We start from the raw sequence: 17841 nt of genomic DNA on the forward strand, positions 1-17841 counted from the left end.
GGTGAGGTAGCGGTTGGGGCGTGGACTCTGCCTCAGGCATTTCGGGCCGGGTTCGCAAAGTGGACGCTTCTCCGGTCACTTGCCACTGAATGCAACGTGGACGTCCTGATCATCACTCGGATGGCTGCGTCCACAATGACTGTCCTGAAGTTGCCTGACCAATTTGCCGAGGAAGGCGTTGAGGCCGGGGCCGGCGCTGAGCATTGTGCGCTGGGCGAGCGTGCGCAGCGCACCTTGGGAAGCGCGAGATTCAAGAATAGGTCCGCAACGCCACGCTCCTCACTTTCCAGATCGGTGACCTCGAGTAACGCACGTCAGAAGGCAAGCGGCTCGGCGCGCCCCTATGTTTGTGGCTCCCCGTTTCAAGACTGGACATGCCTTTCGGGCGCGGACGTCGAAGCTCCGTGCCCCTGTCGCGGAGATTGGCAAGCACTCCTTGAACTGGACGTGGTTACCGGAAATTGGTTGCACGACATTCAAACCGAAACCACAACGATCTTCTCAGACGTGCCAGTAGTGTCTCGTGAATATCTCACCGAGGAATTGAGGCCGTGTTTTGAACGCACGTTAGATGAATCTCTCCGAACACTTTCAAGAACTCGCGCAACGACTTAGACTAGTAAGAATGAAAGTTACACACGAAAATCCCAGCGCAGCGGTGAAATCCGTTGATCGTGTGCTTGACCTCCTCGAAGTCTTGGCGAGCGCAGGCGGTCGCCTCGCAATCGGCGATATTGCTCAACGTACGGGGATTCCTTTGCCCAGTACACACCGCCTGCTCCGCGGGCTGGTCTCTCGGGGCTACGTGCGTCAACTTCCCGACAGGCACTACGCGCTGGGGTTTCGTATGGTGCCCCTCGGGCGAGCCGCAAACAACTTTGTGGGCCTGAATATTGAAAGCGTGCTGAATCCTCTCGTGCAGACTTTAGGAGAATCAGTAAGTCTCGCAATCCTTTCGAATGATAAGGCCGAGTTTATTGCGCAGGCGGTTTCGCCTCTTTCGATCCGGCACACAGTGGAACTCGGAAAACGCGTCGAGCTGTACTCGACAAGTGTAGGAAAAGCGCTACTCGGTCTACTCCCAGATAGCGAAGTAGAAGCGTCCTTAAAGAATCTTGACTTTATCTCTTCTACGGAGCACACCATTACGGATATGGCTGTGTTGCTTGCAGACGTTCGCCTGTCGAAGAAGCGAGGCTACGCGCTTGATCGACAAGAAAGCGAAGCAGGCCTTGTTTCTGTAGCCGCGGCTGCAAAGTCAGAGTTTGATACCCACCTTGCAATTGCGCTTTCCGGACCGTTGAGTCGGATGACAGAGTCGAAGATTGCGCAAGCTGTGCCATTGCTCCAGGCGGCGACGCAACAGCTGTGCTCGCGGCAGAGCGAGTCGGTTCTCGCCGCGAGCACAGCACGATCTACGAGCTAGGCTGCAGGCCTCAACCCAACGAAGAATGAATCTCTAGCGTCCCATTGTGCTGCGACAGGATCGCCGGGGCGGAACATATCGCTGCTCAGGTTCTGAGTGAAGCACTGCAGATCTAATTCGTTGTCAGCTTGAATGCGGTACTGCACCGTCGAGCCCTGGAAGACAGTAGAAGTCACATAGCCACTCACCTGTACAGTTCCAGACATCGGTTGTCCTGCTTGCTCCGCGGGCAGCAGACGCACTTTTTCTGGTCTGACGCCAACTGAGCCTTGTCCGATGGGGTGGTGCATTCTGTCCTTCGGCAGGTCAATCCCGGTGCCAAGTAGCGTAACGCCAGTGTCAGACACGCGCTCTGCTGCTATGAGGTTGGAGCTGCCGAGAAAGGTAGCGACGAACTCTGAGTTTGGGTTGTCGTAGAGTTCGCGGGGCGAGCCAATCTGTTCGATCCGACCATCGCTCATGACAGCAATTCGATCAGCCATTGACATTGCCTCTTCTTGATCGTGCGTGACGTGAATGAACGTCAGGCCGAGACGCTGCTGCATGTGTTTCAGCTCGACCTGTAGATCGCGTCGAAGCCGCATGTCGAGGGCGCCGAGCGGCTCATCAAGCAGCAGCGCCTTCGGGCTGTTGATGAGCGCTCGGGCCAATGCGATGCGTTGCTTCTGGCCGCCTGAAAGCTGCTCGGGCAAGAAATCGGCTCGCTCGGTCATCTGCACGGTATTAAGCATCGTCGCCACGCGTGCCTCGATGTTCTTTGCTTGGCGACGGCGAAGGCCGAACGCCACGTTCTCGAACACGGTGAGATGCGGGAAGAGTGCGAAGTTCTGAAAAACTGTGTTCACTTCGCGCTTAGCCGCCCGGACATTTACGATGTCTTTGCCGTCGAGCAGGATTTGCCCGGACGAAGGCGTCTCGAGGCCAGCGATCATTCGAAGTGTTGTGGTCTTTCCGCAGCCGGACGAGCCCAACAGGGCGAAGAACTCACCCTGTTCAATTACTAAGTCAATGGAATTCACCACCGCGTTGTCGCCGTACCGCTTTGAAAGCTGGCGCAGCTCGACGCTTGACCCTCCGGGAGAGCCAATCTCAGTCTCTATAGTGCTCAACTCCATAGTGCTCACACCCCTGCTTTCTGGTTTTGATGTTGTGAAGTAGTTGATTCATAGACCCATTCGCCATTGAACATTGTTCGATCGACCGTAAGGGTGTGGAGTCTTCCTGCTTCGGTCTGCCAGGGATCATCATTGACAATGATGAGGTCAGCGCTCAGACCCAACTTGAGCGATCCGCTGACACCCTCCAAGCCGTTTGCGTACGCAGCGCCCGAAGTAAAGGCTCTCATCGCTCGATAGGTCCAACGACTCGGCAGGCGCGAGAGGAACAGCGTCGCTGTCACCGGGGGCGCGTCGTGTCAGTGCCACCTCGATTTGCGGGAAGGGGTTTGGTGTCGAAACGCGCCAGTCGCTTCCTCCAGCGAGCAAACCCCCCGAGTCTTGGATAGAGCGGAAAGGGTATTGCGTTGCGTAGCGCGTCTCGCCAATGCCTGGGAGGCAAAGCTCAACCATCTGCGCGTCATTGCATGCCCAGAGTGGTTGAATATTCGCGATCACGCCGAGCTCGCCAAAACGTTTCGCGTCTGACGGATCGACAGATTGCAGATGACAGATCTGGTGCCGCGTGGCAGATTGACTGGGTGTCTGGGCTGAGCTTTCGCACGCATCGAGGGCGCTTCGCACCGCACTATCTCCGACCGCATGGAAGTGCATGCTGAAGCCGGCAGCCTCACACGATTGAGTGATCGCGTGTATTTCTGAATCTCTGTACAGGGGAGAGCCATGCGAGGCGACATCCGAGTACTCCTCGAGCATTGAAGCGGTTCGGTTCTCAAGCACCCCGTCGACAAAGAGCTTGATGGTGGGAGCACTTAGTCTCGGCTGGGGCAACCGGTCACGCATGCGCACCAAGTCCTCAATCTGATCCAGGCCACGGTTTCTGTCCCATGCGAGAGAGAGCGCGACCCGGCTGCGTAGCCTTCCGGTCCGATCTGCGTCGAGGTATGCCTCAAGCAAATCGGACTCGATGCGGGCGTCTTGCCAAGCAGTGATGCCGAGAGAGTGCATGTATTCCTGGCCAATCTCGAAGGCGCGAGTCCACTCTTCCGGGGTTGTCTCCGGCAGAACCGCCTGGATGAGTCGAAGCGCTGTCTCATGCAGGATCCCCGTTGGTCTGCCGGCGATGTCTCGTTCAATTCTTCCGCCCGCCGGATCCTCCGTTTCATCGGTGATGTTCGCAATCGCGAGCGCTTTGCTAGAAACCCAGGCGCTGTGGCCGTCGCGGGCGGTCAAATAGGCGGGGCGATCTCCGACGAGTTGATCGAGGACGTCTCGATTGACTCCCTGACGGGCGAAATCGTCCATCGTCCACCCTCCGCCCCTGACCCAAGCGCCAGCCGGTAACTGGGCGGCGTACTGTTTGACGGATTGGAGGAGCTCTGCGTGGTTGAGGTCGTGTAGGTTACAGCGCACATCAAACATTGCGCCTTCGATCAAATGGGTGTGAGCGTCTTGAAAGGCGGGCAGAATCTTCCCGCGAACGTGCTCTACCGCCGTTGCAGCTGAGACCCAACGTTGGAGTTCCTGCTCATCCCCGATGGCAAGGATCCTGCCATCTTTGATAGCGATTCCTTCCGCGACCGGTCGATCCGGATCGCCAGTCCAGATCGACCCGAAGAGAACTACATCTGGCATGAGAGCTACCCCGCCCGCAGCACATTGAGCGGGAGCTGGGACAGAGTGCGTGCCCCCGACTCGCCGAAAACTACGGTGTCGATCATCGGGTAAAGAACGATGCTCTCGTAGTTCGTCACCGTTCCCGTTTCGAAGAGGTCATTTGTCTGCTCTCCGACAGTAAATGTCCACTCGCCTACCCAGTCCGGTGGGAAGGACAAGCCCATTTCGTAGCCACCGTTCCAGTTGTGTAGCCCCCACAACCCGTTTTCTGTGAGATGCTCTTGAATGCGGTCGGTGACATCCTGGACTCGCGTTCCATGAGCCGCCTGACTGCAGAGAATCTCGAATGCTTTCGCCTCAACGGCTGCAAGATCAAGAAGTGCATCGCTCGGGTCCTCTCCAACGACGTACCAGCGTTCGATGTTTGCGTGGTAGTTCTTGTAGACGCCAGAGGGGTCTGCGCAGAGAACATCACCTCGTTTGATGACACGATCTGATGAGTACGCGTGACCGAGTTCGATAGGTCCGACCACGACGCTTTCGTGCAACGCTGCTGGTCCGCCGCCTGCCTCCGCCATTCCGCGGACGAGGGCGCCCCAGGCCTGACGCTCGGTCATTCCGGGTCTCATCTCGTGACGCATGAACTCGAGCCCGAAGTCGCAGATTCTTGCAGCCTCTTCCAGTGCCTCGATCTCTGCGACGGACTTGATTTTTCGTGCGGCACGCACCATGGTCGTGGCATCAACGATGGTCGAACCCTGCGAAGCAAAGGCCGCCTCGATCGTCTCGCTGGTTGCGCGGTTTGGCACGTGGCTTCCGAGCTCGAGGCCGACCGTACCCTTGAGCCAGCCGCGCTGCGACAGTTCTCGAACGATGAGATCGAGCATTGGCCTACCGTCTTCATCTCCGAGCCTCAGCTCTTCGACAACAGAGCTGAGCCGCAAGAGATGGCGATGGTGGGCGACATCGAAATGCACTGCTTCACCGGTTGAAACGCGCAGTGCGGTCATCTGAAGTGGCATCCAACGAACTGGACTATGCGCGCGGTGCCAGCGCGACTCATAGCCGTGCAGCCAACACATGCCATCGGGCGAACTCAGGATCAGCGTGTCTACGCCGTGGCTTGCAAGCTCTGCGCGAAGCCGAGACCTGCGGCCCGCGTACTCCTCTGAAGAGAACGCGTAGTCTGGCTCGCGTGAGTCGAGATTGCGATAGTCGGAAGCAACTCGTGCCTTGATAGAGGCGATCTTGTCTGGGGACATGGTGTTCATGGTTACTTCGACGCCTTCACTCGTGTCCACGCCTGGTTCCACAACTGAAGCTGTTGATCCTTGAGCGTCGCTAGCCAGACATCGGGGTTCGCATACATCGACTCGTCGTATGCGAGGAAGGGGCTTTCACTCACCATCTGGTTGTAGGCGCTCATGCCGGCTTCGGTTGCGATCGGGAACCCAACGAAGTTCACGATCTTTTCCATGTTTTCGGGGCGCAACAGGAAGTCACTGAAGAGCAGCGCGGTTCCGGGGTGCTTTGCTGCTGCTGGAATCGCAAGGCAGTCAGCGTTGAACGCAAGGGTCTCTCGGCAAAACTCGAAACCGATGTCGTCAGCGAATGAAGACTCGCGCATTGTGGTGAGCGTGGCCCCCGTGTAATTCATGAGGAGATCTGCCTCGCCATTGTCAAGCTTCTCGCCGGCGGAGCTTCCGAACCCGCCGAGCGACTGGCGGAGCTCGATAAGCGCGTCAGCCGCCTGGGCAAGGTCTTCGGGCGAATCGGTGTCAGTCGGCAGCCCCAGCTTTCCCAGCGCCATGGTCATAGAGACGGTGACGTCATCAAAAATGAACGTACGTGAGTTGAGCTTGGGGGAGAGATCCCAGAGATCTTCCCACGTTCCATTGAGAGACGGGACGGCGCGCTTGCGATATGCGAGGCCTACCCCGCCCATTGCATACGGTCCGGCCAGGTGCGTCGCGTTCGGGTCAAACGGTGGGTTCTGGAATGTCGAATCTACCTGCGACCAGTTCTCCATTTTGTCGTGGTCGATCGGGAGGAGGAGGCCAGCGCTCACCGCGCGAGGGAAGAAGTTCGAGGGGAGGAACGTGATGTCAGCAGCCATTCCGGTCCCGAGCTTCTGTATGAGCTCATCGACGGTAGAGAAATAGCTCTGCTTGACCTTGACGCCGTACTCCTGTTCAAACGCCTGCAACAGCTCGTCAGGAACGTATCCTGTCGGTGCGTAGTAGACAAGATCGCCATCGATCTCAGCTTTTGGCGCAACGAGTGGCCGGCTATTCTGCGCGGGAGCACAGCCTGAAAGCCAGAGGGCTGCCGTTCCGGCCCCAGCCATAAAGAGCAGATTCCTTCGGGTGAATTGTGCAGTCATCATTCTTCCTTTCAGTGAACGAGCTGGGATTTACGTGAGTTCTTAGGGCGGCGGGACTGTGCGGAGGTGCGGGTGCTGAGCCACACGCCGACGAGACCGACGACGACGGTAACCATCGTGAGCATCGCGCCGATGGCGTTGATCTCGGGTGTCAGCCCGAACCGCAGCATTCCGTAGATCCGCACGGGAAGCGGCGAGAGATCTGTACCGGTCAGGAACACCGAGGTCACAAAGTCGCCAAACGAAAGTACAAAGGCGAGAGCGGCAGCGCTCATAACGGCGGGTGCGAGTGTGGGTAAGACAACGTAGCGGAAACAAGCGAACCCACTTGCGCCGAGGTCGTACGCGGCTTCTTCGAGAGAGCGGTCCATCGAGCGAACTCGATTTCCGATAATTACGGTCACGTACACCAGGGTGAACATGGAGTGTCCGATAAGCACTGTCAGCCAAGAGAGTTCGAAGTTTGCGACCGTGAATAGGGTCAACAAGCCGATTGCGGTGGCAAGCTCGGGAGTGATCAGTGTGGTCAGCGTGATTCCCTCTACTGGCTTCGTGAACTTGCGGTTGCCACGCACAAAGGCCCAAGCGAGCCCAGTTCCAAGCACTACGGAGATGAGCATCGCTCCGAGAGCGATCCCGAAGCTCATCCCGAGGGATCCCAGTACATCCGGGTTAGTAAACGCCGTCTCATACCACCGGAAACTCACGCCCTCCATCCGGGAAAGTGAGGTGGAGCTATTGAACGAAAATACAAAGATGACGACAAGCGGAACGGTGAGGAACGCGAGAGTGGTCGCGAGGATGACACCCAGCCAAACTGGCATCTTTCGTTCCGAACGCACCCCAGTTTGCAGTGCTCCAGGATCAAACATGGCTCAACTCCTTCTTGGACTGACTGCGTCGTAATCGGCCGGAGGTCGCCCGTGTGACCAGAGCAAGCGCGCCGACTCCCAACAGCCCGAGGAGGAGCGTGACAGTGAGGGCCGCGCCGAACGGTAGGGAACCCGCTGTCGCCAACTGATCCCTGATGAGATTGCCGATCATGTATTGGGAGCCGCCCAGGAATTGAGCTACGGCGAAGTCGCCAAGTGACAACAAGAAGACCAACTGACAGCCGGAGACAATGCCGCCGGCAGTTTGCGGGACCGTGATGCGAAGAAACTTCTGGAGTGGAGTTGCGTACAGGTCGTCTGCTGCCTCGAGCAACGAAGTATCGAGACGTTCAACAGAGAGAAACACGGTCAAAATCATGAACGGAAGGAAGCTGTATACAAGTCCGAGAAGGAGCGCACCGGGAGTTCCGAGGAGGGAGGAGGATTCGTCGGCCAGGCCGAGCGTTCTGAGAATCCATAGCGCGGGACCTTCGTGGCCAAGGATCTGTACCCAGGCGTAGATCCTGACGAGATAGTCGGCGAGCCAAGGCACCAAGATCAACAGGAGGAGCGCGATCTTGAGCCGACCCCCGAAACGAGAGATTGCATAGGCGGTCGGATAGCCGACGAGGAGCGCGATCACGGTTGCGGCAGCAGCATACGCAAACGTTCGGTAGATCACCGGAAGATATGCGTCTTGAAACACGAACTGGTAGTTCGACAAGGTCCAGCCGTAAGTTGGACGACCAATTACGTCGGGTGTCGCAAAAGACGCCGAGGTAATCAGGATCAGTGGGAGCAGGTAGAAGAGCGCTACCCATGCGCTCCCGATGACGAATGACGTCTTCCAATGTTGTCGCATTCAGGCCTCCTTGACTCATGCGCTGAGTGCCACAATAACGGAAACATAATTTCATGTCCACAAACAAACTGTGCGGAAGTGGTTGAAGTTCCCGCTTTGTGTCGATAGCCTTTCGTAATATTGGAAGTACTTTTCCATTTGACGGAGGTGTCTGGATGAACGAGATTGCTCGAGCCGAGCAGCGGTTGGCTGGTCGCTTAGCGCTCGATGACGCACGCGTGGGAGCTGAGCGTCGCGCAGAGCGCCTGCCACGTATTTCGCCGCACGTCGCGTACGTGCCGGCTGATCAGTTTCACTCGCGAATCTCACACGAATGGGCTGCAACTGCTCACGCTGCAGTGCAAAGAGCCGGCGGCTATGAACGACTGGGCGAGGCGTTGGGATCATGTGAACGCGCACGCGCAGGTGTCGCTGCGCGCGTGGAAGCCAAGATGCTGGCGGGGGGAATCGAAGATCTGCGAGTCGACTTCGAAGACGGATACGGGACACGTCTCGACGAAACAGAAGACCTCCACGCGCAGCAAGCCGGGGCTGAAGCGGCGAAACTGGAGGACTATCAGCATCAGGTTGGTCTGCGGATCAAATCAATGGAACCGGATACGCGCGCGCGGGGTATCCGGACACTCACGTTGTTCCTCCGTAGCCTGACGAGTGAGGTCGTACCGCGTGGGCCCGTATTGATCACGCTGCCCAAAGTCACTTCGATGAATCAGGCGGATGCGTTCTGCGAGTTCGTCGAGGTACTCGAGGGCGACCTGGGGCTTCCAGCGCGGGCGCTACTCGTTGAAATTCAAGTTGAGGCTCCTCGGATAATCTCGCAGCTGCTCACCGAGGGAGCTTTCAATTCCAGTCAGTCAGTGAGAAGCGGTCGCATCTCAGGGTTGCACTTCGGGACCTACGACTATGGCGCCGCGCTGAAGATTGACCCATTTCATCAGCGGCTGGACCACCCGTCTGCGGATTTTGCCAAGTTAGTTATGCAGCTTGCCGTCTCTGAAACGGACGTCAGGTTGAGTGATGGATCTTCAAATCGAATCCCTGTTCCAGCGGATAATTTTGGTGCCTGGACAGAGCACGCCTCGCTCGTACAGAGATCGCTTCGGCGCGGAATTACTCAGGGGTGGGATATTCATCCGTTACAGCTTCCGAGCAGATACTTTGCCGTCTACGACTACTACCGTTCGGGACTTCAAGAAGCAATTGCGCGAATCAATGACTACCTTGCGGTGCAATCATTGGCGGTGCTCGACGAGCCCGCTTCGGCCCGAGCTCTAGCTGCGTTCTTGCTCGCGGGAGTGCAGCTCGGTGCAGTCGACGCGGAGGAAATCACCTCTCAACTTGAAGCCGATTGGTCTCAACTTCTTGCGCTTGCCGCTCCCGCATTCCAACAGACGATTGAAGGCACTGAATGACCTACTTCTTGCCCGCTGGGGGACATCCCGGCCAGCACGAGCTTCTGACCGGCCGCGCGGTTGTAAAGGATGCCTACACCGTGATCCCGAAAGGGGTGTTGCAAGACATTGTCACGAGCAATCTGCCCGGATTTGAACAGACCCGAGCCTGGATTCTTGCGCGACCGATTGCGGGATTCTCCACCACGTTTTCTCAGCTGATTGTCGAAGTTCAGCCGGGAGGCGGAGCTGCACGGCCGGAGACAGAGCCGGGCGTGCAGGGCGTCCTCTTTGTGGTGAGCGGAGAGATGACGCTTGACCTTGAAGGGCAGCGGCACGAACTTCGCGCAGGTTCCTATGCGTATTGCGCTGCTGGGAGTGAGTGGTCTTTCGCCAATAACGGTGACGGCGTGGTCGTCTTCCACTGGATTCGGAAGGCGTACTCGCCACTTGGGGATTCCCCTGAGTCCTTCGTGACGCACGATGATGATGTTGAGAGAGTGCCTATGCCCGGCACAAATGGAGCCTGGGCGACGAGCCGGTTTGTCTCGCCTGATGATCTTCGTCACGATATGAACGTGAACATCGTCACTTTTCAGCCGGGAGGATCGATTCCATTCGCTGAAACCCATGTGATGGAGCACGGACTCTATGTGCTGCAGGGCAAGGCCGTGTACCGCTTGAACGACGACTGGGTGGAAGTTGAGGCCGGCGACTTCATCTGGCTCCGCGCGTTCTGCCCCCAGGCTTGCTACGCCGGAGGACCAGAGCCGTTCCGCTATCTGTTGTATAAGGACGTAAACCGGCAGATTCAGTTGACCTAGCAGGCTCTTCTCCCGCGAGGGAGAAACCGCATGCGTCCGAAACCACGCTGACTGATCTTCTGCCCTGCCGCAAACGCAGTATGGATCAAACACCAGTCAGACGTGGCTGGAATCAGTGCGGAAGCGTGCTGAACTCCGGGCGACGCCCTCGTGCGTTCCCGGGGGAGATGAAAACCACTCTGCCCCGTTCTGGATGCATCGCCCACCTGACATGCCCGAAGTCTGCTGACAATGATGGAGCCCCGCCGGCAGCTGCCGATGGGGCTCCATCATTGTCAGACCCCGCAGGGTATCTGGTCGCCAGGCTAGGGTGCGACGGCCTCGCCCGCTCCGAGTGTTGCTGCCCACGGCACATTGTGCTGGATCGCCGCGGTCGGCACCCCGGTCAGACCCGTTCCGAGGAAGACCGAGTTGAACGGCTGGAAGAACGGGATCCAAGTCGGGTCCTCGTTCGCGATGGACTGCGCCTGGATCAGCAGTTCCGCGCGCGCGTCGTTGTCGGCCGTCTGGCGAGCCTCGCTGATCAGCGCGTCGAACTCGTCGTTCTTCCACCCAGCAAAGTTATAGAAATTGTCGCTCTGCAGGTAGGTGTAGACCGACACCGGGTCCGGGTAGTAGGTCTGCCACACCGAGAAGATCATGTCGATGCCCTCGCGCGCTGCGGCGTCCGCATAGAGCGCGTTGTAGGAGTCCTCGGGGATCGTCTTGATCTCAATGTCCAGACCAATCTCCTTGCCGGCCCGCTGAATCTCGGCCGCGACGATCGGGATCTCGGGCTGAGCAGACGTCGCCGCGATGGTGATCGTCGGCTGGGGGCCGGCGTCCGCGACAAGCTGTTTTGCGGCCTCGAGCGATCGAGGCATGTCCTCGATCTCTGTTGCGGCAGCTGCGAACTGGTCTTTGGCGTAGCCCCAGCTCCCCGAGGAAGCGACCGTGTACAGCGGCGCTGCGGCGCCGCCGGCCGCGGCCTTGACGATGCCCTCGCGATCGACCGCCATGGCGAGTGCCTGGCGAACACGCGTGTCTTTGAGGCCGCCGTCGAGGTTGGTCACCATGCCGATGAATCCACCTGAGGTCTCACCGAAGAAGACGTTGCCTGCGGGTGACTGTGCCAGCTTGGTGAACCCGGCTGAGGGTACCTGCCACATGCCTTGGATTTCGCCGCTCAACATGCCGTTCACGCGCGCTGCCGCGTCTCGCACGAACACAAACTCGAGCTGATCAGTCTGGGCAGCACCTGCGTTATCCCAGTACCCGTCGAACTTGTTCAACTCGATATTCTCGCCAGGGTTCCACTTTGAGAGTTCAAACGGCCCCGTGCAGTCGGGGAGCGCGTTCGGCGTTCCCACCTGGTCGCCCTGCGCCTCGGTCGTCGCTTTGCTGACGATGCGACCGGTGTTGGTCGCCATCTCCTGGTGGAAGGTGACGTCGGGGGTCTTCAACGTCACGGTGATCTCGAGCGGTCCGGTCGGCTCGATCGTTTCAACGACGTCGTACGCGCCAGCGACCATCGAGCCGAGATCGTAGTTCGCCGCGCGGTTCAAGCTGTAGGCAACATCCTCAGCTGTCATCTCTCCGCCACCGTGAAAGGTCACTCCGGGGCGAAGCTGGTAGACCCATTGGGTAGGTGCCGGGTTTTCCCACGAGAGCGCGAGGTTGGGCTCGATGGTCATATCGGGGGTGAGCTTGAGGAGGCTCTCGCACACGTTCGTGACGACCTGCTGGGGCGGGAAATCGCTCGGCTTGATCGGGTCGAGAGAGGACGGCTCGTTGGTGAGTCCCCAGACGACCTTGTCAGCTTGGCCGGTCGCCGCGGGGAGCGCCGAGGTGATGGTGGGCGCCGCTGCGCTGCTGCCAGCGGAGGCACCGCCGCCGCCCGCGCAGCCGGTAAGGACGAGAGCGAGCGCCGCGGAGCCGGCCAACAGCAGGCGGCCCGTCGTGCGAGTGACAGGTGGGTGAAAGTGCATCCTGGACTCCTTTGTGTAGGGATGTACGGGTAAGTAGGGATGTACGGGTAAACAGAGCGAGAAACGTGTTGCAGTGATGCGGCAGTCGGAATGGACTAGTGCGCCTCGATGAAGGCCCGCCGAGCGTCGGCGGCTTTTCGCGGGTCCCAGTCCAGCGACGGGACGCTCGCGAGGAGCAAGCGGGTGTAGGCATGCTGCGGATTGTTCAGGACCTGGGTCGTGGGTCCGTGCTCGAGATTGTTCCCATGGAACATTACGAGCACCTCCTCCGTGATCCACCGCACGACCTCGAGATCGTGGCTCACGAAGAGCAACGCAACGTCGAGCTCGCGCCGAATCTCGTCGAGCAGCCGCAGTACCTGGGCCTGAATGGAGACGTCGAGCGCGGCGACGGCCTCGTCGAGGATGAGCAGCTGCGGCTCGGCCGCAAGGGCTCGAGCGATCGCCACACGCTGCCGCTGGCCACCCGAAAGGTCTCGCGGACGCCGAGACGCGGCGCGGGCATCGATGCTGACCTGGTCGAGCAACTCGGTCACGCGTTGTTGGAGGGCCGAACCGCGACGAGGGGTGTGCAGCGCGACGATCTCGGTGAGCGCCTCCCGGGGCGTCTGGCGGGGGTCCAAGCTTTGGTAAGGATCTTGGAACACCATCTGCATGACCTTCGCGCGGGCGAGACGTTTCTGATGGCTTCGTCCCTCCTCGGCGAGTTGACCGCTGAGGAACACCTCGCCCGAATCGGCGTGTTCGAGGCCTGCGACAATGCGCGCGATCGTCGTCTTGCCGGATCCTGACTCGCCGACGATCCCGAGTGAGCCACCCCGCTGCAGGGTGAATGAAATATCGTTCGCTGCGACAACGGATCCATGTAGGAACCGCTTGTTGATGTTGCGAACTTCGAGTAGGGGCGCGTGGTCGGTGTGCAGGCTCATGAGGCGTTCCTTGGCTCGGAGTGTGCAGGCGAGGTTCCGGGACGGGGCAGGCGGGCCGGCATCGACGCGAGCAGGTCTTGCGTGTACGGGTGCGTCGGGTTCGTCCACAGGGAACGAGAGTCGGCCTGTTCCACGATCTCACCGGTACGCATGACCGAAATTCGGTCGCAGGATCCGGCTGCGAGATCGAGGTCGTGGGTGACGAGCACGATGGCCAGGCCCCGCGAGGCCCGCAGGTCTTGCAGGATCGCGATGATCTCCGCCTGCGTCGTCACGTCGAGGGCGGTGGTGGGTTCGTCAGCGAGCAGCAGCTCGGGGTCGTTCGCGAGCGCGGAGGCGATCATCACCCGCTGCAGCATGCCCCCCGAGAGTTCGTGAGGATGCTTGCGCATCTGCGACTCGGGGCGCGGAAGCCCCACCTCGCCGAGGAGTCTGACGGCGATGCGGTTCGCTTCGGAGGCGCTCATCATTTGGTAGGTGCGCAGGCCCTCCGTGAGGAAGGCCCCGATGCGCTGGTACGGGTTGATGTGTGCGCGGGGATCCTGAAAGATCATCGAGACGCGCGTGCGGCGCAAGTTCAGGAGCTCGGGCTGCGGCGCGCTGAGCACGTCCATCCCGTCGAACAGCACTTCGCCGAAGAGGGTTGACCGGGCCGGTGTGAGACCGACAATCGTGCGCAGTGTCATGGACTTGCCCGAACCGGACTCTCCGACGAGCGCGATGAACTCGCCCTTCCCGCAGGTGAGTGAGACGTCGCGCAAGATCGTGCGAGCCTCGCCGTCCGGGTGGACCGTCATCGTCAGGTTTCGGATATCGAGCAGCGGTGTGTGCATATCGGAGGCTTTCGTCATTTTTCGCTCTTTACGATTCGTTCGGCGATACCCTCGCCGATCAGACTGAAACTCACGACGGCGACGACGATCAGCGCGCTCGGAGCAAGTGCGGGAAGCGGCAGGCCCTGGATGAGAGCCGATTGCCCAGCGGCCGCCATTGCGCCCCAGTCGGCCTGAGGCGGCTGCACGCCGAAGCCCAGGAACGACAACGCAGCGAGGTCGATCATCGCGTAGCCGAACAGCAGGGTGGCCTGGGCGATCACAAACGGCATGATGTTCGGGAGGAGATGCCGAATCACAATTTGCCACGCACGCATGCCCTGCGTCTCGAGAGCCTGGATATACGCCGTACCCCGCTCCGTGAGTGCCACGCTGCGGGTCACTCGAGCCATATACGGGATGTAGGCGATCGCCAACGCAATCACGATCGAGTTCAGCCCAGGGCCCGCGATCGCCACGACGAGGATGGCCAGGAGCACTGCAGGGAACGCGAACAGGATCTCAACGACCCGCGAGAGCAGGCCGTCCACGACGCCTCCGCGCCACGCGGAGACGATGCCGATGGTGACGCCGAGCAGGGTCGAACCGATCACGACGGCAAGTGGGCCGAGCAGCGAGATCCTGGCCGCGTAGATCGTGCGTGAGAGGACGTCGCGCCCAGCGTCGTCCGTGCCCAACGGGAACTCGCCCGACGGCGGGAGCAGCGCATTGATGAGTGACACTTCGTTGGGGTCGTGCGGCGCGATGAGCGGGGCGAAGATCGCCATCAACACGAGCAACCCGAGGGTGATTCCCGCTGAGAGGGTGATCCAGGAGCTTCGGCTCTTCATGCTCAACCACGTGCGCCGGGTGAGGAGGTTGGTCGTGCGGGTGTGGGTGGTCTGGATGGTCATTACGATCCCGCTCTCATACGCGCGCGCGGCTCAAGTTTTGGATACAGGAGATCGACGATCAGGTTCGACAGGACGAACACCGTGACGATCACCAGCACGATGGCCTGCACGACCGGCATGTCCTTTACGTTGACCGCCTGCACGAGCAGCGAACCGATCCCGTTGAGGCCAAAGATGGTCTCGACAATGGTCGTCGTGACGAGGAGTCCGGAGATCACCAGGCCGGTGAGCGTGACCACCGGCACGATCGCACCGCGGAAGGCGTGGCGCCAGATCACCCGCTGTGGCCCAAACCCGCGAACGCGAGCAGTCTCGACGTACTCCTTGTTCAAGGTGGCGATCATCGAGGTTCGCGTCGTGCGCATCACGAGCGCGGTCGAGGAGAGCGCGAGTGCAATGGCCGGGAGCGTCAGGTGCCAGATCCGATCGAGCACCCCGTCACCGCCCGGCCCGAAGGCCGGAAAGATGCCGAGCGTGACGGCGAAGAGCGAGGTGAGCGCCATCGCAACAACGAACGACGGGGCAGCCATACTGACGGTGCTCATGATGACCGCGGTGGCGTCGATTCCACCGCGCTTGACCGCTGCGAGTACACCGAGCAGCACGCCCCCACCGAGGATCAGGATCGCCGAATAGGCGACGAGCCAAAGTGTGGTGGGAAGCCGGCTTGCCAGCAGGTCAGCAACGGGCTGACGGAATTGCAGGCTCTGGCCGAAGTCACCCTGTGTCACCCCGCCGACCCAACGGAAATACTGCACGAGGAAGGGATCATCGAGGTGATACTGGGCGCGCAACGCGGCGAGGGTCTCGGCCGTCACGTTGTTTCCGCGCGCCAGGAAGCTCTCGGTCGATCCAGGGGCGAGGTGCATGCCGGCGAAGACGATGAACGACGTCACGAAGAGGACGAGGAGCAGGGAACCGATCCGGCTGAGGACGGTGAATGCGAATGGCTTCATGGGAATAGGCTCACTAATTCGGCGTCAGGGGCGCTCAGGACGCCGCGCCGATAGCGGCTGCCCAGGGGCGGTGCAGCTGCATGTAAGAGGCGGGGGTGCCAGTAATTCGCTGGTTCAGGAAGAGCGTATTGCGTGGCGCGTAGATCGGGATCCACAGGGCCTCGTCTACGACGATTTGTTGCGCGGCAATGACTGACTGCGCTCGCTCAGCGGGGTCGTCCGTTGCTGCCGCCGACGCGAGTAGTTCGTCGAGAGCGGGATTGGCGTAGTCGGTGAAGTTGTAGATGTTTCCCGCGGTGAAGTACTGATAGATCTGGGTGGGGTCGGCGAAGTCGGTGCCCCACGAGGTCAGGTAGAGATCAATGCCCTCGCGCGCTTCCTTCGAGGTGTACACCGAGTAGTACTGGTCAGCAGGGATTGAGCGAATCTCCGCAGTGAGCCCCAGCTTCTGGGCGGCCGACTGGATTTCGGCAGCGATGGTCGGAGTCTGGGCCTCCGCGGTGGTCGACGCGATCACGATGGTGTCGGTGGGTGCGGTAGTCGAGCTGAGCAGCTGCTTCGCTGCCTCGAGATCGGTGCTCCCGAGCTCGATGTCGTCCCACGCGGCGGCAAATGCCTCTTGCTCGTACCCCCAAGTGCCGGGAACCGCCGGGGCGCATTGTTCGTCGGCGGCACCCGCCACCGCAGCGGAGATGATCGCGTCGCGATCAATCGCGCGAGAGAGGGCCTGGCGAACGATCGGGTCGCCGAGCGGGCCGTCGGCGTTCATGACGATCGCGTTGTAGCCCTGAGTGCTGGGACCCTGGTAGACCGAGCCCGTGCCGCCCTGCGTCAAGCGAGTAATGGCAGCCGGGGGCAGTTCCCAAGAGCCTTCGATCGACCCTGCCAGTAGGCCGTTCGTGAGGGCCGCAGGATCACGTACGAACTGAAACTCAACGGTTTCGGCGTGGGCACGTAGTGCGTCGTTGAAGTAGTTCGGGTCGCGCTTGAGCGTCATCGACTGGCCGGCGTCCCACGACTCGAGGGAGAAGGGGCCGACGCAGTTGATTCCGCCCTGTGGGGTGCCGTAGCTCTCGCCGAGCGACTCGACGGTGGCCTGGCTTTCGACGATGCCCGCGGGTGAGCTGAGATAGGCATCGAGGAGGGCATCGGGTTCGCTCAGGCGAATAGTGACTTCGAGGTCACCGGTAGCGACGATCTCCGTGACCTTCGAGAACGGGCCTGACCAGTAGGAGCCGGCATCTGGATCGAGATGCCGGTTAAGGCTGAACACCACATCTGCCGCGGTCAGCGGCGTGCCGTCGTGAAATGTGACGCCCTCGCGCAGCGTGTAGACACGCGTGGTGGGGTTCGGCGTCGCGACGCTCTCGGCCAACGCTGGTTCCGGGGTCATGTTCACGTCGAGGCGGAAGAGGCCCTCGCACACGTTGGCCATGATCTGCCCGGTGGAGCTGTCGGCGTTGTAGATCCAGTCCATGCTCGCGGGCTCAGAGGGCACCGCCCACGTGAACGAGTCAATGTCGCCCGCGGGGGCCGGGGTTTCCGTCACGAGCGTTGCTGACTTCGGCTGTGCGTCTGCGCTGCCTGCACCCGAGCCGCCGCATGCGGCGAGGGAAAAGGCGGTTCCGATTGCGACAAGCGCGACGGCGCTTCTCTTGATCACTGGGGTCGTCATTGTCGGTTTCCTCACGGCTATGTGGGGCTCAGGGAGCGGGTGTGTACCAGGCGTTGGGTGAGTGCCGGCCCGCGATATCGGGCTGGGCTCTGAGGATG

Annotated in this window: 16 protein-coding genes; 3 read left to right on the top strand and 13 right to left on the bottom strand. The window is 60.4% G+C overall.

Annotated elements, in window-relative coordinates; all coding sequences use genetic code 11:
* Positions 1 to 625: 625 nt before the first annotated feature.
* On the top strand, positions 626 to 1426 hold the full coding sequence (locus tag KOE53_RS07430) for an IclR family transcriptional regulator (RefSeq protein ID WP_188057983.1): 801 nt from the start codon (positions 626 to 628) through the stop codon (positions 1424 to 1426).
* Here KOE53_RS07430 and KOE53_RS07435 read toward each other — a convergent pair.
* The 7 genes from KOE53_RS07435 to KOE53_RS07465 are packed head-to-tail and all read right to left on the bottom strand — an operon-like array spanning position 1423 to position 8275.
* Entirely contained in the window at positions 1423 to 2541 is a 1119-nt protein-coding gene (locus KOE53_RS07435) for an ABC transporter ATP-binding protein (RefSeq protein WP_215401685.1), read from the bottom strand. The two genes, KOE53_RS07430 and KOE53_RS07435, sit on opposite strands and share 4 nt — an antisense overlap.
* A gap of 5 nt (positions 2542 to 2546) precedes the next feature.
* The gene (locus KOE53_RS13840; protein ID WP_188057985.1) at positions 2547 to 2771 is read right to left on the bottom strand and encodes an amidohydrolase family protein; all 225 of its coding nucleotides are present in this window, start codon (positions 2769 to 2771) and stop codon (positions 2547 to 2549) included.
* Complete coding sequence (locus tag KOE53_RS07445; RefSeq protein WP_188057986.1) at positions 2689 to 4176, bottom strand: amidohydrolase; 1488 nt, start codon at positions 4174 to 4176, stop codon at positions 2689 to 2691. Before KOE53_RS07445 ends, KOE53_RS13840 begins: the two co-directional genes overlap by 83 nt.
* A 5-nt stretch (positions 4177 to 4181) precedes the next feature.
* Entirely contained in the window at positions 4182 to 5429 is a 1248-nt protein-coding gene (locus KOE53_RS07450) for a M24 family metallopeptidase (RefSeq protein ID WP_188057987.1), read from the bottom strand.
* A gap of 2 nt (positions 5430 to 5431) precedes the next feature.
* The gene (locus KOE53_RS07455) at positions 5432 to 6541 is read right to left on the bottom strand and encodes a polyamine ABC transporter substrate-binding protein (RefSeq protein ID WP_188057988.1); all 1110 of its coding nucleotides are present in this window, start codon (positions 6539 to 6541) and stop codon (positions 5432 to 5434) included.
* An 11-nt stretch (positions 6542 to 6552) separates the two neighbouring features.
* Entirely contained in the window at positions 6553 to 7365 is an 813-nt protein-coding gene (locus KOE53_RS07460) for an ABC transporter permease (protein ID WP_188057989.1), read from the bottom strand.
* Between the two features lie 40 nt (positions 7366 to 7405).
* Positions 7406 to 8275, bottom strand: a complete 870-nt coding sequence (locus KOE53_RS07465; protein ID WP_188057990.1) for an ABC transporter permease — start codon at positions 8273 to 8275, stop codon at positions 7406 to 7408.
* A gap of 155 nt (positions 8276 to 8430) precedes the next feature.
* Here KOE53_RS07465 and KOE53_RS07470 point away from each other — a divergent pair, with 155 nt between their 5' ends.
* Complete coding sequence (locus tag KOE53_RS07470) at positions 8431 to 9687, top strand: DUF6986 family protein (protein WP_188057991.1); 1257 nt, start codon at positions 8431 to 8433, stop codon at positions 9685 to 9687.
* Positions 9684 to 10490 carry a bifunctional allantoicase/(S)-ureidoglycine aminohydrolase gene (locus KOE53_RS07475; protein WP_188057992.1) on the top strand — a complete coding sequence of 269 codons (807 nt, stop codon included), beginning with the start codon at positions 9684 to 9686 and terminating at the stop codon, positions 10488 to 10490. Before KOE53_RS07470 ends, KOE53_RS07475 begins: the two co-directional genes overlap by 4 nt.
* 305 nt (positions 10491 to 10795) lie before the next feature.
* Here the strand turns inward: KOE53_RS07475 and KOE53_RS07480 are convergent, their stop codons facing one another.
* The 6 genes from KOE53_RS07480 to KOE53_RS07505 form a co-directional block, all read right to left on the bottom strand.
* Positions 10796 to 12457, bottom strand: a complete 1662-nt coding sequence (locus KOE53_RS07480; protein ID WP_188057993.1) for an ABC transporter substrate-binding protein — start codon at positions 12455 to 12457, stop codon at positions 10796 to 10798.
* 95 nt (positions 12458 to 12552) lie between these two features.
* Positions 12553 to 13386 carry an ABC transporter ATP-binding protein gene (locus KOE53_RS07485; RefSeq protein WP_188057994.1) on the bottom strand — a complete coding sequence of 278 codons (834 nt, stop codon included), beginning with the start codon at positions 13384 to 13386 and terminating at the stop codon, positions 12553 to 12555.
* Positions 13383 to 14237, bottom strand: coding sequence for an ABC transporter ATP-binding protein (locus KOE53_RS07490; RefSeq protein WP_188057995.1), 855 nt, complete (start codon positions 14235 to 14237; stop codon positions 13383 to 13385). Before KOE53_RS07490 ends, KOE53_RS07485 begins: the two co-directional genes overlap by 4 nt.
* A complete protein-coding gene (locus KOE53_RS07495; RefSeq protein ID WP_251364223.1) occupies positions 14234 to 15112 on the bottom strand; it encodes an ABC transporter permease in 879 nt (292 codons plus the stop codon). Before KOE53_RS07495 ends, KOE53_RS07490 begins: the two co-directional genes overlap by 4 nt.
* A complete protein-coding gene (locus KOE53_RS07500; RefSeq protein ID WP_188057996.1) occupies positions 15112 to 16068 on the bottom strand; it encodes an ABC transporter permease in 957 nt (318 codons plus the stop codon). Before KOE53_RS07500 ends, KOE53_RS07495 begins: the two co-directional genes overlap by 1 nt.
* Positions 16069 to 16102: 34 nt before the next feature.
* The gene (locus tag KOE53_RS07505; protein WP_188057997.1) at positions 16103 to 17743 is read right to left on the bottom strand and encodes an ABC transporter substrate-binding protein; all 1641 of its coding nucleotides are present in this window, start codon (positions 17741 to 17743) and stop codon (positions 16103 to 16105) included.
* Between the last annotated feature and the right edge of the window lie 98 nt (positions 17744 to 17841).

Origin of the sequence: Leucobacter sp. CX87, assembly GCF_018682295.1 — a bacterium.
GTDB lineage: Bacteria > Actinomycetota > Actinomycetes > Actinomycetales > Microbacteriaceae > Cx-87.

Coding starts and splice junctions, on each gene's coding strand:
- KOE53_RS07430 (WP_188057983.1), top strand. CDS start 626: ATGAAAGTTACACACGAAAATCCCAGCGCAGCGGTGAAATCCGTTGAT.
- KOE53_RS07435 (WP_215401685.1), bottom strand. CDS start 2,541: ATGGAGTTGAGCACTATAGAGACTGAGATTGGCTCTCCCGGAGGGTCA.
- KOE53_RS13840 (WP_188057985.1), bottom strand. CDS start 2,771: ATGAGAGCCTTTACTTCGGGCGCTGCGTACGCAAACGGCTTGGAGGGT.
- KOE53_RS07445 (WP_188057986.1), bottom strand. CDS start 4,176: ATGCCAGATGTAGTTCTCTTCGGGTCGATCTGGACTGGCGATCCGGAT.
- KOE53_RS07450 (WP_188057987.1), bottom strand. CDS start 5,429: ATGAACACCATGTCCCCAGACAAGATCGCCTCTATCAAGGCACGAGTT.
- KOE53_RS07455 (WP_188057988.1), bottom strand. CDS start 6,541: ATGACTGCACAATTCACCCGAAGGAATCTGCTCTTTATGGCTGGGGCC.
- KOE53_RS07460 (WP_188057989.1), bottom strand. CDS start 7,365: ATGCCAGTTTGGCTGGGTGTCATCCTCGCGACCACTCTCGCGTTCCTC.
- KOE53_RS07465 (WP_188057990.1), bottom strand. CDS start 8,275: ATGCGACAACATTGGAAGACGTCATTCGTCATCGGGAGCGCATGGGTA.
- KOE53_RS07470 (WP_188057991.1), top strand. CDS start 8,431: ATGAACGAGATTGCTCGAGCCGAGCAGCGGTTGGCTGGTCGCTTAGCG.
- KOE53_RS07475 (WP_188057992.1), top strand. CDS start 9,684: ATGACCTACTTCTTGCCCGCTGGGGGACATCCCGGCCAGCACGAGCTT.
- KOE53_RS07480 (WP_188057993.1), bottom strand. CDS start 12,457: ATGCACTTTCACCCACCTGTCACTCGCACGACGGGCCGCCTGCTGTTG.
- KOE53_RS07485 (WP_188057994.1), bottom strand. CDS start 13,386: ATGAGCCTGCACACCGACCACGCGCCCCTACTCGAAGTTCGCAACATC.
- KOE53_RS07490 (WP_188057995.1), bottom strand. CDS start 14,237: ATGACGAAAGCCTCCGATATGCACACACCGCTGCTCGATATCCGAAAC.
- KOE53_RS07495 (WP_251364223.1), bottom strand. CDS start 15,112: ATGACCATCCAGACCACCCACACCCGCACGACCAACCTCCTCACCCGG.
- KOE53_RS07500 (WP_188057996.1), bottom strand. CDS start 16,068: ATGAAGCCATTCGCATTCACCGTCCTCAGCCGGATCGGTTCCCTGCTC.
- KOE53_RS07505 (WP_188057997.1), bottom strand. CDS start 17,743: ATGACGACCCCAGTGATCAAGAGAAGCGCCGTCGCGCTTGTCGCAATC.